The sequence below is a fragment of the Streptomyces sp. NPDC007084 genome, assembly GCF_040703595.1.
Taxonomy (GTDB): Bacteria; Actinomycetota; Actinomycetes; order Streptomycetales; family Streptomycetaceae; genus Streptomyces.
In genome coordinates this window covers 1-22,796 of record NZ_JBEYFY010000016.1, presented here as the reverse complement: position 1 = coordinate 22,796, position 22,796 = coordinate 1, and the positions used below count along the sequence as shown (strand labels likewise).

Annotated in this window: 19 protein-coding genes and 1 pseudogene; 9 read left to right on the top strand and 11 right to left on the bottom strand. The window is 70.8% G+C overall.

The window, feature by feature from the left end:
• Positions 1-56 precede the first annotated feature (56 nt).
• On the top strand, positions 57-848 hold the full coding sequence (locus AB0912_RS16035; protein WP_366699941.1) for a serine protease: 792 nt from the start codon (positions 57-59) through the stop codon (positions 846-848).
• A gap of 274 nt (positions 849-1,122) precedes the next feature.
• On the opposite strand, the gene AB0912_RS16030 is transcribed toward AB0912_RS16035, so the two are convergent.
• Complete coding sequence (locus AB0912_RS16030; RefSeq protein WP_366699939.1) at positions 1,123-2,229, bottom strand: winged helix DNA-binding domain-containing protein; 1,107 nt, start codon at positions 2,227-2,229, stop codon at positions 1,123-1,125.
• Between the two features lie 381 nt (positions 2,230-2,610).
• Between AB0912_RS16030 and AB0912_RS16025 the strand changes: the two genes are divergently transcribed.
• Together AB0912_RS16025 and AB0912_RS16020 are read left to right on the top strand one after the other, a co-directional pair.
• The gene (locus AB0912_RS16025) at positions 2,611-3,672 is read left to right on the top strand and encodes a magnesium and cobalt transport protein CorA (RefSeq protein ID WP_366699937.1); all 1,062 of its coding nucleotides are present in this window, start codon (positions 2,611-2,613) and stop codon (positions 3,670-3,672) included.
• A gap of 141 nt (positions 3,673-3,813) precedes the next feature.
• Positions 3,814-4,089, top strand: coding sequence for a hypothetical protein (locus AB0912_RS16020; RefSeq protein WP_366699935.1), 276 nt, complete (start codon positions 3,814-3,816; stop codon positions 4,087-4,089).
• 66 nt (positions 4,090-4,155) lie between these two features.
• Here AB0912_RS16020 and AB0912_RS16015 read toward each other — a convergent pair whose 3' ends face one another.
• The 6 genes and pseudogenes from AB0912_RS16015 to AB0912_RS15990 all read right to left on the bottom strand — a co-directional run bounded on the left by AB0912_RS16015 (position 4,156) and on the right by AB0912_RS15990 (position 11,170).
• A complete protein-coding gene (locus AB0912_RS16015; protein WP_366699933.1) occupies positions 4,156-4,479 on the bottom strand; it encodes a hypothetical protein in 324 nt (107 codons plus the stop codon).
• A gap of 13 nt (positions 4,480-4,492) precedes the next feature.
• Positions 4,493-5,109: pseudogene (locus tag AB0912_RS16010) on the bottom strand (transposase); the annotation flags it as partial.
• A gap of 488 nt (positions 5,110-5,597) precedes the next feature.
• Complete coding sequence (locus AB0912_RS16005) at positions 5,598-6,602, bottom strand: hypothetical protein (protein WP_366699931.1); 1,005 nt, start codon at positions 6,600-6,602, stop codon at positions 5,598-5,600.
• 381 nt (positions 6,603-6,983) lie between these two features.
• Positions 6,984-8,531: a glycosyltransferase family 39 protein gene (locus AB0912_RS16000; RefSeq protein WP_366699929.1), complete on the bottom strand. Its 1,548-nt coding sequence runs from the start codon at positions 8,529-8,531 to the stop codon at positions 6,984-6,986.
• Positions 8,532-9,153: 622 nt separating this feature from the next.
• Positions 9,154-9,912 (bottom strand): isocitrate lyase/phosphoenolpyruvate mutase family protein, encoded by a 759-nt coding sequence (locus AB0912_RS15995; RefSeq protein ID WP_366699927.1) that lies wholly within the window; start codon positions 9,910-9,912, stop codon positions 9,154-9,156.
• Positions 9,913-10,054: 142 nt separating this feature from the next.
• Positions 10,055-11,170 (bottom strand): NAD(P)/FAD-dependent oxidoreductase, encoded by a 1,116-nt coding sequence (locus AB0912_RS15990; RefSeq protein WP_366699925.1) that lies wholly within the window; start codon positions 11,168-11,170, stop codon positions 10,055-10,057.
• A 216-nt stretch (positions 11,171-11,386) separates the two neighbouring features.
• On the opposite strand from AB0912_RS15990, the gene AB0912_RS15985 reads away from it, so the two are divergent.
• Positions 11,387-11,983, top strand: a complete 597-nt coding sequence (locus AB0912_RS15985; protein WP_366699923.1) for a helix-turn-helix domain-containing protein — start codon at positions 11,387-11,389, stop codon at positions 11,981-11,983.
• 142 nt (positions 11,984-12,125) lie between these two features.
• On the opposite strand, the gene AB0912_RS15980 is transcribed toward AB0912_RS15985, so the two are convergent.
• From AB0912_RS15980 to AB0912_RS15970, 3 genes are all read right to left on the bottom strand, one after another.
• Positions 12,126-13,232: a magnesium and cobalt transport protein CorA gene (locus AB0912_RS15980; protein ID WP_366699921.1), complete on the bottom strand. Its 1,107-nt coding sequence runs from the start codon at positions 13,230-13,232 to the stop codon at positions 12,126-12,128.
• An 88-nt stretch (positions 13,233-13,320) separates the two neighbouring features.
• Positions 13,321-14,937 (bottom strand): NAD(P)/FAD-dependent oxidoreductase, encoded by a 1,617-nt coding sequence (locus AB0912_RS15975; protein WP_366699919.1) that lies wholly within the window; start codon positions 14,935-14,937, stop codon positions 13,321-13,323.
• Positions 14,938-15,180: 243 nt separating this feature from the next.
• Complete coding sequence (locus tag AB0912_RS15970) at positions 15,181-15,690, bottom strand: SRPBCC family protein (RefSeq protein WP_366699917.1); 510 nt, start codon at positions 15,688-15,690, stop codon at positions 15,181-15,183.
• Between the two features lie 231 nt (positions 15,691-15,921).
• Between AB0912_RS15970 and AB0912_RS15965 the strand changes: the two genes are divergently transcribed.
• Together AB0912_RS15965 and AB0912_RS15960 are read left to right on the top strand one after the other, a co-directional pair.
• The gene (locus tag AB0912_RS15965) at positions 15,922-17,106 is read left to right on the top strand and encodes an alcohol dehydrogenase catalytic domain-containing protein (RefSeq protein WP_366699916.1); all 1,185 of its coding nucleotides are present in this window, start codon (positions 15,922-15,924) and stop codon (positions 17,104-17,106) included.
• Between the two features lie 241 nt (positions 17,107-17,347).
• Entirely contained in the window at positions 17,348-19,630 is a 2,283-nt protein-coding gene (locus AB0912_RS15960; RefSeq protein WP_366699914.1) for a catalase, read from the top strand.
• Positions 19,631-19,796: 166 nt separating this feature from the next.
• Here AB0912_RS15960 and AB0912_RS15955 read toward each other — a convergent pair whose 3' ends face one another.
• Complete coding sequence (locus AB0912_RS15955; RefSeq protein WP_366699912.1) at positions 19,797-20,018, bottom strand: hypothetical protein; 222 nt, start codon at positions 20,016-20,018, stop codon at positions 19,797-19,799.
• Between the two features lie 287 nt (positions 20,019-20,305).
• Between AB0912_RS15955 and AB0912_RS15950 the strand changes: the two genes are divergently transcribed.
• From AB0912_RS15950 to AB0912_RS15940, 3 genes are all read left to right on the top strand, one after another.
• Positions 20,306-21,193 carry an SDR family NAD(P)-dependent oxidoreductase gene (locus tag AB0912_RS15950; RefSeq protein ID WP_366699910.1) on the top strand — a complete coding sequence of 296 codons (888 nt, stop codon included), beginning with the start codon at positions 20,306-20,308 and terminating at the stop codon, positions 21,191-21,193.
• A 274-nt stretch (positions 21,194-21,467) separates the two neighbouring features.
• A complete protein-coding gene (locus tag AB0912_RS15945; protein ID WP_366699908.1) occupies positions 21,468-22,049 on the top strand; it encodes a TetR/AcrR family transcriptional regulator in 582 nt (193 codons plus the stop codon).
• A 100-nt stretch (positions 22,050-22,149) separates the two neighbouring features.
• On the top strand, positions 22,150-22,527 hold the full coding sequence (locus tag AB0912_RS15940) for a hypothetical protein (RefSeq protein WP_366699906.1): 378 nt from the start codon (positions 22,150-22,152) through the stop codon (positions 22,525-22,527).
• Positions 22,528-22,796 lie beyond the last annotated feature (269 nt).

Genomic DNA, 22,796 nt, shown 5'->3' with positions numbered 1-22,796 from the left:
CGTGACTCACCCCCCACACCCGTGCGTCCCCCCACCGGCTCATTTCAAGGAGACCCATGTCCGGGCTCGACCGTGCCAAGAAGACCGCCGCGGGCTGCGCGGCGACCGCCGCCGCAGCCGCGACCGTGCTGCTCGGCGCCCCGTCCGCCGTGGCCGAACCCCAGCCCATCGTCGGAGGTACGACCACCACCACAAGCGCCTATCCCTTCATGATGCAGATCACCGACGCCTCCGAGAACCAGTTCTGCGGCGGCACGCTGGTCGCCGCCGACAAGGTCGTGACCGCCGCGCACTGTGTGGTGGGCGAGTCCACCGGCAGCGTCCGCGTCGTGGGCGGCAGAACGTACCTCGACGGCACGGACGGCACCGTCAGCAAGGTCGGCAAGATCTGGATCAACCCCGACTACACGGACGCGACCAACGGCGACGACGTGGCCGTCCTGACCCTCTCGACGCCGATGTCCTACGCGACGGCGCCCTATGTCTCCCCCTCGGACACCGGCGTGTACGCCACCGGCGCCTCGGCCCGCATCGTCGGCTGGGGCACCACCTCGGAGAACGGCGGCTCCTCCAACCAACTGCGCACCGCGACCGTACCGATCGTCTCGGACGCGAGCTGCGCGGGCTCCTACGGCTCCCACTACGTGGCCACCGACATGGTCTGCGCCGGCTACAGCTCCGGAGGCGTCGACACCTGCCAGGGCGACAGCGGGGGCCCGCTGCTCATCGGCGGGGTGCTGGCCGGTATCACGTCCTGGGGCGAGGGCTGCGCGGAGGCCGGCCATCCGGGCGTCTACACCCGGCTGACCACGTTCTCCAGCCTGGTCACCGAGCAGGTCAACTCGTAGTCCTCTGAAGCTTCCTGAGTACCCCTCAGGTAGAAGCCGGGGGGCGTTGCGGGCCTCCACGAGCGGCCCGCAACGCTCCCCATCCAAGGCCGGCCCGCCGGAGGCGGGCGCACGGCGCCGACGAGGAACGTGACTTACGGCAAGTCACCGGCGGGGCGGGGCTGTTGGGCGAGTACCCGCCCGGCCCTTCACACCGCCGGTCAGGCCCGCGTGCACACCACCGGTGAAGCCCGCGTGCACACCGCCGGTGGTGGGTGCGCGCACATCACCGGCGTCAAGGCCGCGCGACCGTCCCGAAGCGGACCTCGTGTCCCTCCCCCGGGTGCATCGCCGTGAGCATCCGCTCCCCCTCCGCGACGATCTCCGCCCGCTGCCCCTTGGCCGGCCGGCCGAAGAGTTCGACCACGAGCGCGTCCTCGTCCAGCCGCCACAGACCGGAGAGGAAGCCGTCGACGAGGAGAGTGCGATAGGCCTGGTTGCCCCGCCAGGTACGCCCCTTGAGGTCAGGCGGTACGACCCGGGAGCGGTCGGCGTGGGAGAGCAGCAGATTGTCGAACTCGGGCAGGAAGCGCGGCGGAGCCGGAGTGCCGGCGTCCGGGCGCGGGGCGTCGGGGAGGTCGAAGAGTTCGACTCCGTTCTCGTCGCGGAACACCAGCAGCTCGGGCCGCAGCCGCTCGAAGACCTCACGGAGCCGGGTCAGACCGGCCCAGGTCTGCATGTCCTTGACCGAGGCGGGCCCGAAGGCGGCGAGATAGCGCGGGAAGACCGCGTCGGGCGCCGGGGCGGGCTCGGCGGGGCGGCCCGTCCAGTGTTCGACGGTGGTGAGCGCGACCTGGCCGCCGCGCCCCCAGAGCCCGCGCGGGGTGACCTGTACGAGCGGCAGGGTGCAGCGGGCGGCGACGGAGAGGGCGAAGGGGTCGGCGTCGGGCCACTGGGCGAGCAGGGCCTCGCGGAGCTGCTTCATGGTGCGCGGCTCGGCCTCCACCAGCTCCCGGCTGATCGCGGCGAGCCGGTCCAGGTCGACGCCGGCAAGCCCCTTGCGGAACTGGCCCAGCTCCCGGTCGCGGGCGGCCTGGACCAGCGGGCGCAGGGTGAGGGCGTCCCGGGCGGTGTGCGTGTGGATGGTGGAGCGCAGGGTGACGATCCGGACGACGTCACGCGCGTCCATGGGGGCCGACAACTCCTCGGGCCGGAAGCCTTCCAGCCGGGCGGCGAGCGCGTAGTACGGCGGCTTCACGTTCTGCGCCTGGAGGCCGAGAAGGTGCTCGACGGCGGCCGTCGCGGACAGCGGGGAGCGGCGCAGCAGGAGCTGACGGTCGAGGGTCGCGCGGTTGAGGGCGCGGGCGCCGAGCACGGGGGCCGTCGCGGTCGTCTTCGTCATGGTCCGACGCTAGCGCCGCTCCCGGACACCTTCCGTCCGCAACTCCCCCGGCCTTCTCTCCTCCCTCCTCCGGTCTTCTGTCCGCCGGACACTCCGAGGACGTTTGCCCCGTATATCCTGCCCAGTGATCACGCAGACGTACGTTCGACCCTGGAGGCAGCCGCGATGTCGGAGCGACGCGCCCGCTCAGCCTCGGAGAACCCGCGCGCCCGGCGGGGCCGGAAGAACCCGGGCGACGCCTCGGAGGCGACGGCCTCGGGGAGCTTGGGCGGCGGGAAAGAGACGCGGACGTCCTCGGGCGCCAAGGGGGCGAAGGAGACGCGGAAGTCGGTCTGGCGCCGCGCTCTTACGGCACCCTCGCCCTCGCCTTCGCGGCCTGCGGTGCCGGACGCCGAGGAGCCCGCGTCCGACGCCGCCGAGGTCGCCAGCGTGGTCCAGGCGGCGCTGTACCGCGACGGGGTGCGGGTGTCGACCCCGGCGTCGCTGGCGGACACCTTCCGTGAGCTGCGCGAGCAGCCGGACGGCATGGCGTGGATCGGCCTCGCCCGTCCGACCGAGGCCGAACTCCTCTCGCTGGCAGCGGAGTTCGACCTGCACCCGCTGGCGGTCGAGGACGCGATGGAGGCACACCAGCGGCCGAAGCTGGAACGGTACGGCGAGACGCTCTTCGTCGTACTGAGTGCCGCCCGGTATCTCGACGCGGTCGAGGAGGTCGACTTCGGCGAGCTGCACGTGTTCGTGGGACCGGACTTCGTGATCACGGTCCGGCACGGCGCGGCACCGGACCTGTCGGCGGTGCGCCGGCGCATGGAGGACAGCCCCGAACTGCTGCGGCTCGGCCCCGAGGCGGTCCTGTACGCGATCCTCGACTCGGTGGTCGACGGCTACGTGCCGGTGGTGTCCGGCGTCCAGAACGACATCGACGAGATCGAGACGGAGGTCTTCCGCGGCGACCCGGCGGTGTCCCGCCGTATCTACGAACTCTCCCGCGAGATGGTCGAGTTCCAGCGCGCCACCCGGCCACTGGTGGGCATGCTGCACGGCCTGATGGCCGGCTTCGCCAAGTACGGCACGGACGACGAACTCCAGCGCTACCTGCGCGACGTCGCCGACCACGTCACCCACACCAGCGAACGCGTCGACGGCTTCCGCCAGGCCCTCACCGACATCCTCACGGTCAACGCGACCCTGGTGACCCAGCAACAGAACGCGGAGATGCGGGCGTTGGCGGAGGCGGGCTTCGAACAGAACGAGGAGATCAAGAAGATCTCGTCCTGGGCGGCGATTTTGTTCGCGCCGACACTGGTCGGCACGATCTACGGGATGAACTTCGATCGGATGCCGGAGTTGCACTGGGTGCTCGGGTATCCGTTCGCGATCCTCCTGATGGCGGTCGTATGTTCCAGTCTGTACGTCATCTTCAAGCGGAAAGACTGGCTCTGAGTAATCGCCCCAGGAGGCACTTCTGCGCGGCAGTGCGGCCCTGATCTCAGGCTCCGACGATGCCTTCCAGGCTGCTGGGGAGAAAAGGGACTGGTCCTCAACGCGGCGCAAGCCCTTTGGTACGACAAGGACGCGTTGCGGGTGTTCCTGGGCATAGTGCGCCGCAGTGAAGGCTTCGTCAGGATGGCTGATGCCGCGGAGGAGCAGACGGGGATCTCGTCGGATGCGTGGATCCGCTGGTACACCCACGGTGAGCTGCCCGAGCGAGAGGCACCCGTCGCCTTCTTCCACGTGGCAAGCCTGACGCAAGACGATCACGTCCTGTTGCTCGGCCTGGGGGACGCGGCCCATGACGTGTTGGAGGTACAGAAACGCTCTGCCTCTTTGCCGTCCAGCATCAGCTGCGATGAAGCGTGAACCATGCGCAACCCTGCAGCACCAAGGTTGTGGGCACTTGCTGGTGTCGGGGGGATCAGTAGCTGTTCACACGGTCTCGTGGTTCAGGTGGATGAGCCCTTCGATGGAGCCCAGGCGGGTCTGCAGGGCGGGTTCCACAACGGGCGTGGCGGCGAGCAACAGCACCTGGGCCGTCGGATGTTCGGGAGCGTAGAGGTCGTCTTCGCCGTCGTCGCCGGGGATCAGGTTGGGCTGAATTTCGATCCGTCCGTTGGGGCTGCTGGCGAGGTGGTAGACGCCCCGGTAATCGCTGTCGCGCTCGACGAAGACCAGCCCAAGGCAGTCACTGACGAGCCGGACCAGCTCGTCGGCGGTGTGGGTGCTGGTGCCGTAGGTGTGGTGGTCGGTCATGGTGTACCAGACCCTATGCCGCGACGGTGGCGGGACGCTCGACCAGTTGGCCGCGTTCGAAGCGGGCCCCGACACGAACAAGAGCGACGAGGTGGGGTGCGTTCAGGGCCCGCCACCGCTGCTGGACGGACTCAACGAGCTTGAAAACCATCGCCAGGGCGGCGGTGCGGGAGCCGGCTCCGCGAGTGACCTTCGTACGCAAGCGGACGGTGGCGCACGTGGACTCGATCGGGTTGATCGTCCGCAGATGGATCCAGTGTTCGGCGGGGAAGTCGTAGAAGGCCAGCAGCTCGACCTCGTCGTCGGTGATCTTCTTGACAGCCTTGAAGAACTTCGCGCCGTAGAGCTGGACGAAGGTCTAGATCGTCTTGACCGCAGGGTCTCGGTCCTCGGCGCTATCGATGTCCTGAAGCGCCTTGCGCGCGCCGGGCTGGGCTGGGCCGACTTCGGCAGGGCGGTGAGCACGTTGGCCGTTATGTGCACCCAGCACTTCTGATGCCGGGAGGCGGGGAAGACCTCGGCCAGGGCCTTCCAGAAGCCAAAGGCCCCGTCGCCGACCGCCAGGACCGGGGCACGCATCCCCCGGCGGGCGCAGTCACGCGGCAGGTCCGCCCAGGACTCGCCCGACTCGAAGATAGAGCTGGGCCTCGTTCAACCAGATCACGGTGCGTGGAGCCACTCGGCCGGAACGCAGCGCCTTCAGCACGGCAGTGGGCCGGTCAGGTGTAAGCGGATGCCACAGCCGCCAGCCGTCCGACAGCCAGGAACACACCGCCTCCCCCGCGGCTCGGGTCTTACCTGTCCACGATCCGCGCCGACGAGCATCAGCAATCGGCCGCCGTCCTCGGCGTCAACCATTGCTTCACGCAACTGATCTTCCACATGGGGACGTTGCAAGTAGGGAGGCAGGATGTCGAGTTTCTGGTCGGGACCCCGCGCCGGAATCGCCGGATGGACTTCCAGTGTTAGGTCGTGCTCAGGCACGAGGGATGTCACAACCCGTCCAAGGGTTGGTCCGTGCTGCGGTTCTCTTCACGCCCCCGGCCTGATGCCACGCGTCGGTCAGCCGACTCGGCACCAGTGGAACCCCGATGGCGTCTTCCAGAGGGCGATGCTCCTCATCGGATGCCTGCTGCCTGCTTAAAAGCAGTTGTCCGTTCCTTCTCCGCAGATGTCTTGCTGTGTCCGTGCAGTGTGCGCCGCAGTGCCGTGGCGACTTCGCGCACGGGCTGAACCGCATTGCCAAGTGCGGTGGCGGTGTTGACGGTCGCGTCGCGGAGCATGGGAGCGATCTCGTCCACGAGATTGCCGGGAGCGCTGTTGGGAGCGTCTGTGAGGAGCGTCGCGATGAGCGGGCCTACGCGTTCGATCGTGCCTTGGCCCTTCGAAAGGGCTGCAAGGAGGACCTTCCAAAGGGACGCAGAATCAGGGCAAGCGGCAGTAACGAGGACTGCGTGCGCCTCGTCCCATTCGCGAGCCTCGACTGCGTCGTCAAAGTAGTCGGAGATGGCCTGGGAAACCTGCGGGCTCGTCGAGATCAGGGTGAGAAGCGCCGGTAGTTCGTTGGTAGTAGCTGTACTGAGGGCCGTCATGAGGACGTCTCGTGCTGCTTGGGCTACTTGATCAGTGGGGTCGGAGCAGCGACCGTTCGCGGCCACGAGCAGGGCTGCTTGGCGTTGCGGGGTGATTGTGTTCCAGAGGGCTGCGGCGTGCTGCCACGGTTCCGCTTCGTCCGTTTCCAGGAGATGTTGGGCAAGCAGATCGGACAGTCCGCTGCTCTGGGCGAGGTCGGGGCGATGTGCGGCGGCAACGACGAGTGAACGCTCGTGGTTCGGGATGGAGCCCCACTGCTGAACGATCCACACGAGCCATTGCACGTTGACGGTTGGGTCCGCCACATAGTGGGCTGCGAAGCCTGCGTTCTGAGCCGGTTGCGTGTTCATGCGGTTGTACAGGTGCTGCAATACCTGGGCGAGCCGGGCGGCTCTCGCGGGCGGGTCGCTGAGCACAACGTGCAGGCTGGACAAGACATCCGCGCCGAGCGGCACGTGATGCGGTGCCAGGCGATTCATGAATTCGTCGATCAGTGCAGTACTGGCTTCCCGGCCGGCGTCGGTAGTCATGACCGCCGGAAGGTGCCGACGTGCGAATGCGCCGTGGGCGTCATCGACGGTGCCGTTGGCCGTCAGGGCGGTCCGGCACGTGCGAGCGGCTTCTTGGCGTCGCGCTGGGTCATGCAGTCCGGTACAAGGAACTCCGGGTGTGGCAGGCCGTGCAGAGCCGCGCGCGACAGAAGGAGGCGGCGGCGCGGTAGCGCCGCCGGACCGGCGATGCGGAGCCGGCTCTTCGAGGAAGAATTCCCCTCGGAGAGCAGTGTTGCCAGATGAAGGAGCGGTGACAGTGCGAAGGCCGTCGAACCCAGGGCATGGGAGTCAAGAGCGAAGTCAGACATGTCCACCATTCGCGAAGATCGGAAGCCTTTGGGAGCGGGAGGGCCTAAGCTTTCACCGCCCGTCATGGTGAGAGGCGCAGGCGTGGGCACGCGCGTAGAGGGTGACGCGGGCGCCGTGCACCGTGCGGGTCCCGCAGGAAGTGAAGTAGCGGTCGAGGACTTCACGTTTCGCGCGTTCCGCGGCGGTGTCGTCGAGGGGCTGGCCCGCCGGGTCACGCAGGGCGAGTACGCGCCGTTGCGCGAGGAGTCGCTTCTTGACGCGCCCGGCGGAGACCTCCGACCCCTGCAAGGTGCCCGACGCCGCCGGTGAGACGGCGAGCGCGATGTCATGGAACCGGCCCCACGTACGGGGGTACGACAGGCTCCACTCACGTCGTCGCGCCGGTTCGAACAGCACCGCGTCACCGGGCTCCCCGAGTTCATCCGCCGCCCGGGTCACCGCCACCACGTCGTCCTTGCGTGCCTCCGGTGTCCGCATCAGCACGTACCACGGGGCCAGTACCGCCGACGCGAGCGCGAGAGGCAGAGCGGTCATCGCGACGCGGTACGGGAGCGGACGTGCCGCCAGGAGCGTCAGGCAGCGTCGGAGGGCGGGGCCTGCCACCAGAGCGAGACCGAGGTAGGAGTAGACGCAGTAGCGGTCCACGTACCACGGGTGCACGAGAGAGATCGCCATCAGGAGCAGGCTCGGCAGCGCCAGCACCGGCAGAGCGAGCGCGACGAGCGGGTGCCGCCCACGCTCGTATCCCCCATCGCCGAATGGCCCGTACCGCTTCCGAGCGCCGCCGAACGCGAAGCGCGCGCAGGCCGCGCCGAGCACGACCACCCCGGCGTACAGGAGCCACGCCCCGACGCTCGGGCGGTTGAGCCAGCCCAACTGCTCATCTGACTGCCCGAGACTGAGAATCGCCAACGGGAGCAGGCCTGTTGTGGCCGCCGCGGCCGCGACCGCCCAGCGGCGCACGAGTGTGCGGGGAGCTTTGGTGAGACGGAGGGTCACGGCGTTCGCGAGGAGGGCCAGGATCGCGAACTCGTGGAGCAGAGCGGCGAGCAGCGCGAGCACTCCGTAAAGCAGCCAGTCGCGAGCGCGGTCGCGGGCCAGAGCGCGGTCGAACGCGAGAAGTGTGCCGGCGACCGACGCCGTGACCAGGGCGTAGGAGCGGCCTTCCTGTGCGTACTGCTGGACGATCGGTAAGAGGGCGAAGACGAGGCCCGCCAAGAGGCCGGTCAGAGCGTCGGCATGGCGGGTGGCGACCGCGCCGACGAGCCAGGTGGCGAGGGCGATGGCGAGGACCGATGGGAGGCGGAGGGCGAACAGTCCGCCGTCCCAGAGACTGAACACGGCGTGCATCAGGACGTAGTAGAGACCGTGCACGGCATCGATGTGGGACAGCGCGCGTGCCATGTCGGTCATCGAGCGATGGGCCATCTGATACGTGACGGACTCGTCGCGCCACATGCTGTCCTGACGGGACAGGCCCCAGCAGCCGAGCCCCAGGGACATCAACGCGGGGACGACCGGGGTGAGGCGCCCGGAGCGGGAGACCGCCGGGGCGGTTCCGGCAGGCGGCCCGGTGCGCGCGCCACGGGGCGATGGCACAAAGTCGCCTCGGCGCCTGTCCGATCCGGCCGGGGATTCCCGGGTTTCGCGTGAACTCGCCGCATGACTGAGGAAACCGTTGTCGCGCACGTCATCTCCTCCACAGAGCCCGGGGCACGAGGGCGTGCGGAAGGGCGTCTGCGAGTACGGATTCGAGGTCGAGTGGGAGAACGCCGGCGGTGTCATCCAGTCCGAGGACGGAGTAAGCCCGGCGTATGTGGTCGCGCCGCCCTCAGAGCGGACGGGGCATACGGGCTGACGTCAGCCCTGCGCGGTGACGGGCCGGACGGCAGCCGTGCCCGACGTTCTGCCCAAAGCGCGCTGGCGACCAGCAAGATTTCCCCCCGTGAGTCGTGACGACTATGCCTCTGTCTCCTTCCGGTCAGGGAGAGCATCCGGAAGAATGGCGAATAGTTGCCTCCTTCATCGAATCCCTTTGACAGAACGCCAAGACGTCCAGCCCGCGCATCCGGGCCGTCCGTGAGCTGTACGAGTCGCTGCCGACGGCCCGCCCCGATCGGCGCCGTACGCGGAAGCGGCCCCACCGCCTTGCGCCGCCCGGCGCGGCGGCCGGCAGGGCCGCCGCGTCGGGGCGCGAGCTTCGGGACACGAGCTTCTTGCGTCAGGCCCAGGGGCGCAGTACGTCCTTCATCGCGTCCGTCATGGCGAGTTGGAGCAGCGGGCCGTAGGTGATCCGGCCGACGCCGAGGCGGCGGAAGCGTTCCAGGTCGTGCTTGACCGGGTGGGCCGTGGAGTTCACCGGAACGGTCACGGCGGCGGTCACCGCCGTCAGCAGGTCGTCGTCGTCCTGGATGCGCACCGGGTAGACGCTGTCGGCGCCGGCCTCTTCCAGGGCGCGCAGTCGCTCGATCGCCTCGTCGAGGACGGCGGCGGGGTCCTCGGCGTGCAGGAAGAGGTCGGTGCGTCCGTTGACCCACACCGGGATACCCGCCTTGTCGGCCGCCGCGCGCAGGGCCGCGATGTAGGCCGCGTGCTCCTGCGTGCCGCGCACGCGTCCGCCCTCCGAGTGGACGGTGTCCTCGATGTTGAGACCGACGCCGCCGGCGTCGGTGAGTCCGGCGATGAGGTCGGCGGGCTCCTCGCCGTACCCGGCTTCCAGGTCCACGGAGACGGGAACGTCGACCGCCGCGATGATCGGCCTGACGGCGGCCAGTACCTCCTCGAAGGTCTGCCCCTCGTGGTCCTCGGCCCCCCGGGAGTCGGCGAGCGGATGGCTGCCGACGGTGAGGGCGGGGAAGCCGGCGTCGGCTGCCGTCCGCGCGGACCAGACGTCCCAGACGGTCGGCAGTACGAGCGGCTTGTGGTCGGCGTGCAGTTGCCTGAGCCGTTGAGCGCGCTCAACGGTGGTGCGAAGGTCCATGTCGAGGACGCTACCCCCGGATCACCGCGGCCAACGTGCAAGCGGGCGGCCACGCGGCGGCGCCGCTCCCCGACGGTGCCGCTCCCCGACGGCGACTCTTCCCCACGGCGTCTCTCCCCCCGGCGCTCGCGCCCGCCTCGTCTCAGTGTTCCAGTGCGCGGGCGGACTCCTCGGCCGCTGTGGCGCCGCGTGGGTGCATGGCCTGTTCGTAGGCGTGGACGGCCGCGTCCAGGCCCGCGCCGTCGCGGACGGCCTCGGCGATGGCGACGGCGAGGTCGGCTCCGTCGATCAGTGCCAGGTTGGCGCCCTGTCCCGCCGGGGGCATCAGGTGCGCGGCGTCGCCGAGCAGGGTGGCGCCGGGGGTGTGCGGCCAGGTGTGGGGGTAGGGCAGGCGGTGGACGGGCCGGTTGACGAAGGGGCCCTCGTTCTCGCGCAGGACGCGGAGCAGGTCCTCGTGCCAGCCGGCGAACACGGTCAGGAAGTGGGCCCGGACGGCCTCGGTGTCCGCGAGGTCCACTCCGGCCCGCTCGGCCCAGTCGAGTTCGCACTTGAGGCCGATGTAGACCCGGATGCTCGCGTCGCCGTTGCGCTGGGCGATGAGCAGGTGGGTGGGGTCGTCGGCGTCGGTGGCGAGCATCATGCCGTGCCCGACCATCCTGGCGAGCACCGGGTGCTGGTGGTCGACGTCGGTGCACCAGGTCTCGACCAGGGTGTTGCCGGTGTAGAGCGGGGCGGCGTCGGAGAGCGCGGGCCGGACCTTGGACCAGGCGCCGTCGGCCCCGATGACGAGGTCGAACTCCTCGGCGGTCCCGTCGCCCAGGCCGAGGCGGGCCCGGCCCTGCGGTATGAGACTGACGTCCCGGACCGCCGTGCCGAAGCGCACGTTCTCCTCCCCGAGGTCGTCCAGGAGCATGTTCCGCAGGTCGGTGCGGTCGATCTCGGGGCGTGCGGGGCCCTCGGCGCCGTCCTCGTGGCCGATCAGGCGGCCGGTGTGGTCGTACTCGCGCATCTCCTGCCCCTCCGGCCGGGACAGTTCGAGGAACCGCTCGTGGAGGCCGGCGGTGCGCAGGGCGGCCTGGCCGGTGTGTTCGTGGAGGTCGAGGCTGCCGCCCTGATCGCGGTGGTGGGGGCCGGGGTCGCGTTCGAGCACGGTGGCGTGGATACCGCGCCGGCGCAGCACGGTGGCGCAGAGCAGGCCGCCGAGCCCGGCGCCGACGATCGCGACGCGAGGAGGGGCGGGCGGGGTGGGGTTCGACATGGGTGGGTCCTTCCGCGAAGGGGGCGGCGTGCCGGCTCGGTCGCCTTCAAGCGCGACGACTCGGTCGCCTTCAGGCGTGCCGGCTCGGTCGCCTTCAGGCGCGACGGCGGGATCGGCCCACCGGGGGGGCGCCGGACGTGCGTCGGCCCGACCGGCCTTGCCAGAACAAGACTGTAAACAGAACCGTTCCGACTTCGCAACGGGTATGGTTGCCTCATGGGGACAAACCAGCAGCTCGGCCGCCGGGAACGCAAGAAGGCGCAGACGCGCAAGCTCATCGCCGACACCGCCCTGCGGCTGTTTCTGGAGCGCGGCTACGACAACGTCGGCGTACGCGAGATCGCCCAGGAAGCGGACGTGGCCACCGCGACCCTGTTCGCCCACTTCCCGTCCAAGGAAGCGCTCGTCTTCGACCAGGACGACGAGCAGGAACAGCGCCTGATCGACGTCGTACGCGAGCGCCCCGAGGGCACGTCGATCCCCGGGGCGCTGCGCGGCTGGTTCCAGCGGATGGTGGAGACCGCCCGCGAGGAGCCGGGCCTCGCCGAGTTCCACTCTTTGATCGAGAGCACGCCGGCCCTGCGGGACTACTCGGCGAAAATGTGGCTGCGCCACGAGAACGCCCTCGCGGCGGCCATCGCCGCGGACATCGGCCTGGCGGCCCCGGACACCGCCAGCCGGCTCGTCGCCCGCACCGCGCTGGAGATCATCCCGTCGATCCGCTCACTCGACGAGGCGGCGCGGATCATCGACGTGACCTTCGCGTTCATCGAGGCGGGGTGGGCGGCCACCGCCTCGCCCGCGACCGGGTGACCGGGTGACCGGGTGACCGGGTGACCGGGTGACCGGTGGGATGGTGCTCGCCGCCGGGGACGTCGTCGCCGCACGGGCGCCGACCGGTTCGTACCGGAAAACCGACCTGTTCGTACCGGAAAACGGCCCCGGTCCCCCGGTGTCAGAGCCAGCCGTTGCGGCGGAAGGTGCGGTGCAGCAGGACGGAGGCGGCGGCCATGGCGGCGATGGCCAGCGGGTATCCGTACGGCCAGTTCAGTTCGGGCATGTGGGAGAAGTTCATGCCGTACCAGCCGGCCACGAGGGTCGGGACGGCCAGGATTCCGGCCCAGGCGGAGATGCGGCGCATGTCGTCGTTCTGCCAGGTGCCGACGCGGGCCAAGTGGGCGTCCAGGACGGAGTTGAGCAGTTCGTCCAGGGAGCGCACCTCGGTGTCGGTGCGGTGCATGTGGTCGGTGACGTCGCGGAAGTACGGCAGCATCGCCTCGGGCCACTCGGCGCGCGGGCCGGAGAAGTCCTCGGCCACCGGGACGAGCGGCTGCACCGCGTCGCGGAACTCCAGGACCTCCCGCTTCAGGGAGTAGATCTCCTCCGTGAGGTCCTCGCGCTCCGGCGAGAACACCTGCCGCTCGAGCGCGCTCAGATCGGTACGGACCTGTGCGGCGGCCTCGGTGTAGGAGTCGACCACCGTGTCCAGGACGGCGTGCAGCACGGCGGCCGGCCCGAAACGCAGCAGCCGCGGGTCCGCGTCGAGCCGGCGGGCGGCCTCGGTCGTCGGATCGGCCGGCCCGTGCCGGACGGTCAGGGCGAAATGCGGGCCGGTGAAGACCATGACCTCGCCGGTCTCCACCTCGCTGCCCTCCTTGACGTACCAGAGGGTCTTGAGCGCGACGGCGAGGACGTCCCCGTAGCGCTCGCGCTTGGGCCGCTGATGCGCTTCCTCGGCGTCCTCGACTGCGAGCGGGTGCAGGCCGAGGGGGCCGGCGAGTTCTTGCAGCTCACCGGGGGCGGGATCGTGGACGTCCACCCAGCAGAACTCGTCGTCCCCGACGCTTTTCAGGCTGTCCAGGACCGCCGCCCGGCCGCCGTCGGCCTGCCGGCTCTCCACCCGCCGGGTGCTCTCCACCTGCCAAGTGCTCTCCGCCTGCCGGCTTTTCACCTGCCGGCTGCTCTCCACCCGCCGGCCGTCCACCTGGCCGTTCTCCTGCTGCCGCTCCCGCTCCTGCCCGTGCTCCCGCTCCGGTCCGGCTGCCGACTTACGGTAGATCACACATTTCATACCTCACGTCTGCGCCGCCTGGGCGATTACATGCCTGGCCGGTCGCTCGTCCTCCCGGCCGGTCCGGCGGGGGCCCAGGTCAGGGCTGCCCTTTCCGGTCGCGGCGGGTGAGCTGTTTCTGGAGGCGGGGCAGAGCGGCGGCGCGCCGGCGGCGCAGGGCGGCGCGGGCCGCGTTGGCCCCGGGGGCTCCGTGCACTCCCCCGCCGGGGTGGGCGGACGCGGAGGCGAGGTAGAGGCCGGGGACGGGGGTCTCGGGGCGGCCGGTGCCGGGGGTGGGGCGGAAGACGAGCTGCTGGTGCAGGGCGGTGGTGCCGCCGTTGATGGCGCCGCCGTGGAGATTGGCGTCCATACGCTCCAGCGTGGGCGGCGCCAGGATGCGCCGGGCCCTGACGAGACCGCGGAAACCGGGGGCGTAGCGCTCGACCTGCGCCTCGACACGGTCGGCCATCGCCTCCTGCTCCCGTGCGTCCCACGAGCCGGTCAGCCCGTCGCCCCCCGCGTCGCCGCGCACCCGGTGCGGCACGTGTGTGTAGGCCCACGCGGACTCGGTGCCCCGGGGCGAGCGGCTGGGGTCGGCCGTGGTCATCTGGCCGAACAGGGCGAAGGGCTCGTCGGGGACGCGGCCCATGGCGATCTGCGCGGCGAACCGGGTGAGCGCGTCCACGCCCTCCGCGAGGTGCACGGTGCCCGCCCGCGCGGCCTCGGCGCAGGTCCAGGGCACGGGCCCGTTCAGCGCCCAGTCGACCTTGAAGGTGGCGAAGTCCCACTGGAAGCGCTTCAGATCGGCAAGCAGTCGGCCGGGAAGGTGCTCCTCCGCGACGAGGGAGCCGTAGAGGGCGGGAGCGGTCACGTCCGCCAGGACCGCCTTAGCCGCCCGCACCGCCTCACCGCCCGCCGTACGGACGCCGACGGCCCGGCCGCCCCGGACGACCACCTCGGTGACCCGTTCCCCGCAGCGGACGGTCCCGCCGCGCCGGGCCAGCCGGCGCGCGAGGGCGGCGGTGAGCGCGCCGGAGCCGCCGACGGGCACGGGAAAGCCGTAGGTCTGCCCGAGCATGGACATGAGCCAGCCGAAGCCGCCGCTGCCCGCGGCCTCCGGCGCCAGGTCGGCGTGCAGGGCGTTGCCCGCGAGCAGCAGCCGGCCGCCCTCGCCGCGGAACTCCTCCTCGCCCAGGCTCCGCACCGGCATCAGCATCGTCCTGGCCAGGCGCAGCCCGCCCGCCGCGCGCACCTTCAGTGCGAGCCTGGCCCCCGCGCGAACCGGCGGGAACGGCGTGAACAGGGCCTCCAGGATGCCGGGGCGCACCGTCTCCCAGATGTCCCGCAGTTCCTTCCAGGCGGCGCCGTCCCCGGCCGCGAACGTCTCCAGGCTCGCGGCCGTCTCCTCCAGGTCCCGGCTGAGGACCGCGCAGCGGCCGTCGAGCAGGGGGTGGGCGAGCACCTTCGGGGCGTGGCTCCAGCGCAGGCCCTCCCGCTCCAGGTGCAGGCCGGCCAGGACCGGGGAGGCGGCGGCGAGCGGGTAGAAGGCGCTGAAGAGGTCGCTGGCGAAGTCGGGGTCGACTCCCCGGTCGTGCCGGACCGCTCCTCCCAGCTCGTCCTGGGCCTCCAGGACCTCCACGCTCCAGCCCGCGTCGGCCAGGAGGTTGGCGGCGACGAGCCCGTTGGGGCCCGCCCCGATCACTACGGCGTCCGGCATGTCGTGCTCCCGGCCTCGGTGGGTAGCGGCACCGCGCCCGGCGGCGCGGCCGTGTCCAGGTCTCCATATCGGTCTCGGTATCGGCTCAGGTCCCGGTATTCGCTATCGGTATCGGTATCGGCGCAGGTTTCGGTATTCGGTATCGGTATCGGCTCAGGTCCCGGTACTGGTTCACGTCCCCGTACCGGCCCACGTCCAGGTACCGGCCCACGTCCAGGTACCGGTCCACGTCCAGGTACCGGCTCAGGTCCGGGCCAAGCGCGGCCGTGGCCGCCCGGATGGCGTGCGGTCGGTGTCCTCCCCGCTCACACCGTCGCCCTCGTCCCCGCCCTCGCACAACCGGGCGAGGCGGCCCAGCATCGCGCGGTGGCGCACCTGCTGGGCCATGTCGAGGAGGCCGTTGTGCAGCAGGCCGCCCACCCCGCGCAAGGGGTGTTCGTCGAAGATGAGGAGGGTGTCCTCGCCCCAGGGCCGCAGTTCCATGGCGATCCGCGCGGTCCCGAGGGCGCCGCTGTCGACTTCGAGTTCCAGGATGGCCGTGGGTTCGCTGCGGCGCACCACGGTCCGGTTGTGCAGGGTGAGCGGCCCGAGCCTGATCTCGTAGCGCAGGGCCGCTCCCAGCTCCGGCCAGTTCCCCTCGTCCGGCTCGGCGCGGGAGGTGCCCACCACCCAGTCCGCGTACCGCGCGGCGTCGGAGAGGACCGCCCAGACCTCGTCGGGTGACTTTCTGATCAACCTGTGCCGTACGGCCATGGGGTTCCTCCGCCGTTGGAAGTGTTGCGTCGCACGCTGCTGGAAGTGTCGCGTCGCACGCTGCGTTCCCACGCTAGGCCTCCGCACTCGCCCTCGCTCGGAGACGACCGCCGGATGCCCCGGATCGGCGCGGTGCCGCGCGCCGGGAGAGGTCGTCCGGTTGCGGGCGCCCGCTTTGGATACCCGGTCGTGAAGATCACTGGCTTGAGGACGAGCGACGAGGCGGACAGCATGCGCGCACTGACCTGGCAGGGCCGACGGGACGTCCGGGTGGAGACGGTCCCCGACCCTGTCCTCCAGCAGCCCGACGACGTGATCGTACGGATCACCTCCACCGGCATCTGCGGCTCCGACCTGCACCTGTACGAGGTTCTGGGGCCGTTCCTGGACCCCGGCGACATCCTGGGGCACGAGGCGATGGGCGTCGTGGAGGAGGTCGGCCCGGAGGTGCGTGCCGTCGCGCCGGGCGACCGCGTCGTCATCCCGTTCAACGTCTCGTGCGGCACCTGCTTCATGTGCTCCCAGGGCCTGCACTCGCAGTGCGAGACGACCCAGGTCCACGCCTACGGCTCCGGCGCCGCCCTGTTCGGCTACACCAAGCTGTACGGGCAGGTGCCCGGCGGGCAGGCCGAGTACCTGCGGGTGCCGTTCGGCAACCATCTGCCGATCAAGGTGCCCGAAGGGCCGGCCGACGACCGCTTCGTCTACCTCTCCGACGTGCTGCCCACCGCCTGGCAGGCCGTCGAGTACGCGGCGATTCCGCCCGGCGGCTCGCTCACCGTGCTGGGGCTCGGCCCGATCGGCGACATGGCCACGCGCATCGCGCAGCACCGGGGCGCCGGGCTGGTGATCGGCGTGGATCTCGTCAACGAACGTCTCGACCGCGCCTCCGCGCACGGCGTGACCTGTCTGGACCTGCGCCGTCACGAGAAGGACCTCGGCGACACGATCCGCGACCTGACCGGCGGGCGCGGCACGGACGCGGTCATCGACGCGGTCGGTATGGAGGCGCACGGCAACCCGGTGACCAAGGCCGCCCAGTGGGCGACCGGACTGCTCCCCGACGCGCTGGCGCAGCCGTTCATGCAGAAGGCGGGCCTCGACCGGCTCGGCGCGCTCTACGCGGCGATCGATCTCGTTCGGCGCGGCGGCACCGTCTCCCTCTCCGGGGTGTACGGGGGTGCCATGGACCCCATGCCGCTGCTGCGCATGTTCGACAAGCAGCTCCAGTTCCGGATGGGGCAGGCCAACGTGTGGCGCTGGGTGCCGGAGATCCTGCCGCTGCTCACCGACGAGGACGCCCTCGGGGTGGACTCCTTCGCCACGCATCACCTGCCCCTCGAAGAGGCCCCGGCCGCGTACGCCGCCTTCCAGGCGAAGCGGGACGGCATGATCAAGACTCTTCTGCGTCCGTGAGCGGGATTCTTCCGCGCCGCCCGTGAGCAACGGTGAGCAACGCACTTCCGCGTCCGAGAGCACCACATGTCCACGCCCGTGAGACGGCGAAGGGCGCCCGGCGGGTGAACCTTCCGCGCGGTCGGGTGCGCCGACGCGTCGCGACAGCCGACCGGGGTACCCAGCTTCAGCGGATCTCGCGCAGCCCCTCGGGACGGGACAGCTCCTCTCGCCCCTCCCCCTCGAACGATCGGAAATGCTCGTGAGTGCCAAGAAGAAGAACCCCGTGGCGGCAGCGGCCGACAAGGTCGCCGAGAAGGTCCAGGACATCGCCCATCCCGGGAACGAGATCCCCGGCGCTCCGAGTCCGGTGCCCCCTCCGGTGGACGAGCCGACCGAGCCGGCCGGCCCGCTGCCGCCCAAGCCCGACCAGCGCGGCCCGGACACGTACTCCCCCACCGGCCAGAAGACGGGCGTCCCGCAGGCGGAGGTAGCCCAGGGCGGGGAGTTCCTGACCACGGCGCAGGGGGCGCGGCCGTACGACACCGATCATTCGCTGAAGGCGGGACCGCGGGGGCCGGTCCTGCTCCAGGACCACCATCTGCGCGAGAAGATCACGCACTTCGACCACGAGCGCATCCCGGAGCGGGTGGTGCACGCGCGCGGCGCGGCGGCCCACGGCACGTTCCAGGGGTACGGCACCGCCGGGAAGATCAGCAAGGCGGCGTTCCTCGGCAAGGACGTCGAGACGCCGGTGTTCGTGCGCTTCTCCACCGTGCTCGGCTCGCGCGGTTCGGCGGACACCGTCCGTGACACGCGTGGCTTCGCGACGAAGTTCTACACCAGCGAGGGCGTCTTCGACCTGGTGGGCAACAACATCCCGGTGTTCTTCATCCAGGACGCCATCAAGTTCCCCGACGTCATCCACGCGGGCAAGCCGCATCCGGACCGGGAGATCCCGCAGGCCCAGAGCGCCCACGACACCTTCTGGGACTTCGTCACCCTGCACACCGAGGCCACCCACCACACCCTGTGGAACATGTCCGACCGGGGCATCCCGCGCTCGTACCGGATGATGGAGGGGTTCGGCGTCCACACCTTCCGCCTCCAGAACGCCAAGGGCGCGACGACGCTGGTGAAGTTCCACTGGAAGCCGAAGCTCGGAGTGCACTCCCTGGTGTGGGAGGAAGCCCAGATCGCCGCCGGGGTGGACCCCGACTTCCACCGCCGTGACCTGGCCGACGCGATCGAGGCCGGCGCCTTCCCGCAGTGGGAACTCGGCGTGCAGACCTTCCCCGACACCGAGGACCAGATGTTCGAGGGCATCGACCTCCTCGACCCGACGAAGATCGTGCCGGAGGAGCTGGCGCCCGTCCAGCCGGTCGGCCTGCTCACCCTGAACGCGAACCCCTCGAACTACTTCGCGGAGACCGAGCAGGTCGCCTTCCATGTCGGCCACCTCGTGCCCGGCATCGACGTCACCAACGACCCGCTGCTCCAAGGGCGGCTGTTCTCCTACCTCGACACCCAGATCAGCCGGCTCGGCGGCCCCAACTTCGGGCAGCTTCCGATCAACCGCACGCACACCCCGGTCAACGACATGCTCCGGGACGGCATGCACCAGACGGCGGTGCACCAGGGCGTCGCGCCCTACCGGCCCAACTCCCTCGACGGGGGCTGTCCGTTCCTCGCGGGCGCGGACAACGGCGCCTACATCGAGGTCCCCGAGGAGGTGCACGCATCCCGCAAGGTGCGTGAGGCGGCGGCCTCCTTCGACGACCACTTCACCCAGCCCCGGCTGTTCTGGCTGAGCATGACGCCCACCGAACGCGAGCACATCGTCGCCTCGTACACCTTCGAACTCAGCAAATGCTGGGAAACGGCCATCAAGGAACGCGCCCTGAAGGTCCTGGCGAACATCGACGCCGAACTGTGCGCGCAGGTCGCCGCGGGCCTCGGTCTGCCCGCCCCGGCGCCGACGGTGCCGCTCACCGACCCCCAGCCCAGCCCGGCCCTCTCCCAACTCGGCGGCACCTGGCCGCTGGACGGCAGGATCATCGGCATCATCACCGAAGCCGACCAGGACCTGACCGGCGTGCGTTCGGTCCGCCAGGCTGTGCTGGACGCCGGCATGGTGCCCCTGGTCATCGCCCCCACCGGCGGAGTCCTCGACGCCGAGGGCGAACCCGTCACCGTGCAGCGCACCTTCGCCAACGCCCGCTCCACCGAGTTCGACGCCCTGCTGCTCGCGGGCGCGCCGGCCGTCGGGGCCGACGGCTACGGTGCCCGGGACGCCAAGGTGGACGACGATGTCGCGATGGTCGCGGGCGTCGACTCACGGGTGCTGCTCATGGTGGTGGAGGCCTACCGCCACGGAAAGGCCGTCGGTGCGTGGGGTGACGGGGTGGAGGCGCTGGCCGCGGCCGGGGTCGCGCTCGACGCCCCCGGTGTGGTGAGCGCCGAGACCGCCGACGCGGCGCTGGAACAGCTCACCGAGCTGCTGGGCCGCCACCGCGCCTGGGACCGTTTCACCCCGGCGGTCTGATCCACCCCCTCCGGCTCCTGCTTGATGACCGTCCGTCCAGGAGCCGGAGGGGCTCAACCCCGTTACTCCTCAGAGCACTTGCGCACTCGTGTCACTTGTCACGAGGCGGGAGTGCCCTGACCGCTCGCGCCCTCACCGGATCGCCCCACGCCTTCGCCGGATCACGTCACGCCTTCACCGGGTCGCGGCCCGCCTCCTTGACGATGCGATCGCCGACGGCAAGCGACTTCCACAGGCGACGCTCGACGCGCACCTTCGTCAACTGGCCGTCCGCTGAGCGCACTTCGACGAAGTGGTACATGTTCGCGCCGTCCAGCATGCCCCGCGACTTGCCCTCGACAACGCCTTCCCAGGCATCGCCTGGTGCCGGTTTGCGTGATTTGAACATGTCTCGAGCGTATGGAGGCCGAGGGGGCGCCGTGCAGATCCAAGTGACACCGATCCGGCAGTACGGATGTCACGTCGGGGGCCTCACATATGTCCCGGCGCGGGGGGATGTACGGGGCCTGTGCGCTATCCGGGCCGGTGTGGCGACAGCCCGGCCGAGCGGCACCCCCGGCCGGCCGAGAGGGATGCGCGAATCAAACGGATAGGTAATCCGCATCCGTGCTAGCGTCGACCCCGGAAATCGGATGACCTATCCGTTTCCCGATCGGGTTGGAGCTGGAGGAGCACATGATGAGAGCCGTGGTCACGGCCGGGACGGGCGGTATCGGCCTGGAGACGGCGCTGGGGCTTGCCGCCGCCGGGTACGGGGTCACCGTGGTGGGACGGAACGCCGAGCGCGGGAAGCGGGCGGTGGAGCGGATCGACGCCACGCGCCCGGCTCTGCCCGCCCGGTTCCTGGCCGCCGACCTCTCCTCGCTCGACCAGGTGCGCGCGCTGGCCGCCCGGATCGCGGACGAGCACGAAGCCTCGGGAGATCCGCTGACGGTGCTGGTGAACAACGTCGGGGCGATGTTCCCCGAGCGGCGCGAGATCGACGGCGTCGAGGCCTCCTTCGTCGTCAACCACCTCTCCCCGTACCTGCTGACCGAGCTGCTCCTGCCGACCCTGAAGGCCGGGGCACCGAGCAGGATCGTGAACGTGACCTCGGGCGCGGTCGGGGTCGCGAAGCGGGCCTTCGACACCGTCGAGCCTCCGGGCGGCTACTACGGCTTCCACTGGTACGGCCGCGCGAAGCTCGCCAACCTCGCGTACACCCTCGACCTCGCCGACCGGCTGGCCGGCACCGGCGTCTCGGTGTTCGCCGCCGACCCCGGGGGCGCCGCCACCGACATGACCAGCGGCACCCTGACCGACCCGAAGATCGTCTCCCCCGCGCTGCGGCTGCTGTGGCCGCTGGTGCGCCGCAGGTTCGAACGGTCCACGTCCGGACCGGCGTCCACCGCGGCCAGGCCGTCCGTCGTCGCCGCCACGGACGAAGCGCTGGCCGGCCGGACCGGGGTGCTCATCGGCCCGGAAGCGCGGCCGGTCGCCCCCTATCGGGGGGCCGGGGACCAGCGCGTCGCGGAGGCGGTGCGCAGGCTCAGCGAGGCCCACGCTCCCGTCTTCACCGGCTAGGAGCCACCCCCGTATCGGCACATCCCCGGCCCGCCTTCGCCGACGCGAGGGCAGGCGGGGGGCGAGGGCAGGCGGGGGGCGGGCATGCTGGGCCGGGGGCTCGCCCGCCCCCGCCGGCGCTCGCCCCACCACCCGCCACGGGTGCGGCCCCGTCCGGACGGCCACGTATCACCACGAGAGCGGCCGGCGTCGGGACGCCTGCGTATGATCGAACGCGCCGAACGCAGACGCCGGGACCCCCGGCTGACGGGACCCGCGACAGAGACTGGCCACCATGACGACCCCCCGGCTACGCAAGGACGCCGCCCGCAACTGGGACCGGATCGTCGCCGTCGCCCGTGACCTCGTCGACCAGGGCGCCGCGTTGCAGCTCAACGACGTCGCCCGTCGCGCCGGCCTCGGGGTCGGCACCGTCTACCGGCACTTCGCCACTCCGGAAGCGCTGCTGGAGACCGTGGCGACACCCTGCCTGGAGGCGCTGGCCGCCCATGGCGAAGAGGCGCTGGCCGACGCCGATCCCTGGCGCGCTTTCGAGGGCTTTCTGACCCGGACCCTGGACGCGCAGATCACCGACGCCTCGCTGGTTCTGGTGACCTCCGCGCCGGCCGACGCGCTCCCGCGCACCACCGAACTCCGGAACGCGCTGACCACGACCGGCACGGAACTCCTCGACCGGGCCCACCGGGCCGGAGTGGTCCGGGCCGACCTGTCCGCCGGCGATCTCGTCCCGCTGATGTGCGGCATCGCCTACGCCGTGAACGTCCACGGCGGCACGTCCGCCGACCGGCTCCGAACGGGGCACCGCTATCTCGCCACACTGCTCGGCGGCCTGCGGGCCACCCCGCCGAACCCGTGACGTGTCCCCGCGCCGCCCTTCTCCGATCCCGAAACCGCCCGTCGACTTGCCGTTTTGTACCGGTATGAGGGGTACCCGGTTACTGACGAGAGGTCCCACCATGCCGAAGAACCAGCCCCCGGCCGAGTCCGGGAACGAGAATTCCAAGGACGCGAGCGAGTTGCGCTGGGGACCGTCCGTGAACGACGAGTCGCAGCAGGACAACCCCAGTCCGCATCGCTCCTTCCACCCCGACCGGTACGCACCCGATGCCGACCGGCCGCGCAAGGTGCCGACGATGGAGGAGAAGCGCGCCTCCGGAGAGGGCACGACCTCGGACAGCCTGACCACGAGCGCCGAGGACCGCAACGAGAAGTCCCGTGGCATGCACGACTCCGGCCCGCGCGGGAAGTCGCGCCGCCCCAGCGGCGAGAAGGACGCCTCCGCTTTCACGGGGGTCGATCCCGACGACTCGTCGGGCGGGGACGGGAGCCGCTGACGCGCAGGGGTGGCCCTAACGGCGTGACAGTCGGCCGGTAGAGCCATAGGTCCGCTGGTCCAATGCCTGCATGACAGTCGGCGCAATTCGTTACCGTGTACGAGTTCACCCGTCACGGAACTTCTCAAAAGATTGCCAACCGGCTTGAAATGCGCTAGCAGCACCATAGCCGCGAGCCGCGAGCCGCGAGCCGCGAGCCGCGAGCCGCGAGCCGCGAGCCGCGAGCCGCGAGCCGCGAGCCGCGAGCCGCGAGCCGCGAGCCGCGAGCC

Coding starts and splice junctions, on each gene's coding strand:
- AB0912_RS16035 (WP_366699941.1), top strand. CDS start 57: ATGTCCGGGCTCGACCGTGCCAAGAAGACCGCCGCGGGCTGCGCGGCG.
- AB0912_RS16030 (WP_366699939.1), bottom strand. CDS start 2,229: ATGACGAAGACGACCGCGACGGCCCCCGTGCTCGGCGCCCGCGCCCTC.
- AB0912_RS16015 (WP_366699933.1), bottom strand. CDS start 4,479: ATGACCGACCACCACACCTACGGCACCAGCACCCACACCGCCGACGAG.
- AB0912_RS16005 (WP_366699931.1), bottom strand. CDS start 6,602: ATGACTACCGACGCCGGCCGGGAAGCCAGTACTGCACTGATCGACGAA.
- AB0912_RS15995 (WP_366699927.1), bottom strand. CDS start 9,912: ATGGACCTTCGCACCACCGTTGAGCGCGCTCAACGGCTCAGGCAACTG.
- AB0912_RS15990 (WP_366699925.1), bottom strand. CDS start 11,170: ATGTCGAACCCCACCCCGCCCGCCCCTCCTCGCGTCGCGATCGTCGGC.
- AB0912_RS15985 (WP_366699923.1), top strand. CDS start 11,387: ATGGGGACAAACCAGCAGCTCGGCCGCCGGGAACGCAAGAAGGCGCAG.
- AB0912_RS15975 (WP_366699919.1), bottom strand. CDS start 14,937: ATGCCGGACGCCGTAGTGATCGGGGCGGGCCCCAACGGGCTCGTCGCC.
- AB0912_RS15970 (WP_366699917.1), bottom strand. CDS start 15,690: ATGGCCGTACGGCACAGGTTGATCAGAAAGTCACCCGACGAGGTCTGG.
- AB0912_RS15965 (WP_366699916.1), top strand. CDS start 15,922: ATGCGCGCACTGACCTGGCAGGGCCGACGGGACGTCCGGGTGGAGACG.
- AB0912_RS15955 (WP_366699912.1), bottom strand. CDS start 20,018: ATGTTCAAATCACGCAAACCGGCACCAGGCGATGCCTGGGAAGGCGTT.
- AB0912_RS15950 (WP_366699910.1), top strand. CDS start 20,306: ATGATGAGAGCCGTGGTCACGGCCGGGACGGGCGGTATCGGCCTGGAG.
- AB0912_RS15945 (WP_366699908.1), top strand. CDS start 21,468: ATGACGACCCCCCGGCTACGCAAGGACGCCGCCCGCAACTGGGACCGG.
- AB0912_RS15940 (WP_366699906.1), top strand. CDS start 22,150: ATGCCGAAGAACCAGCCCCCGGCCGAGTCCGGGAACGAGAATTCCAAG.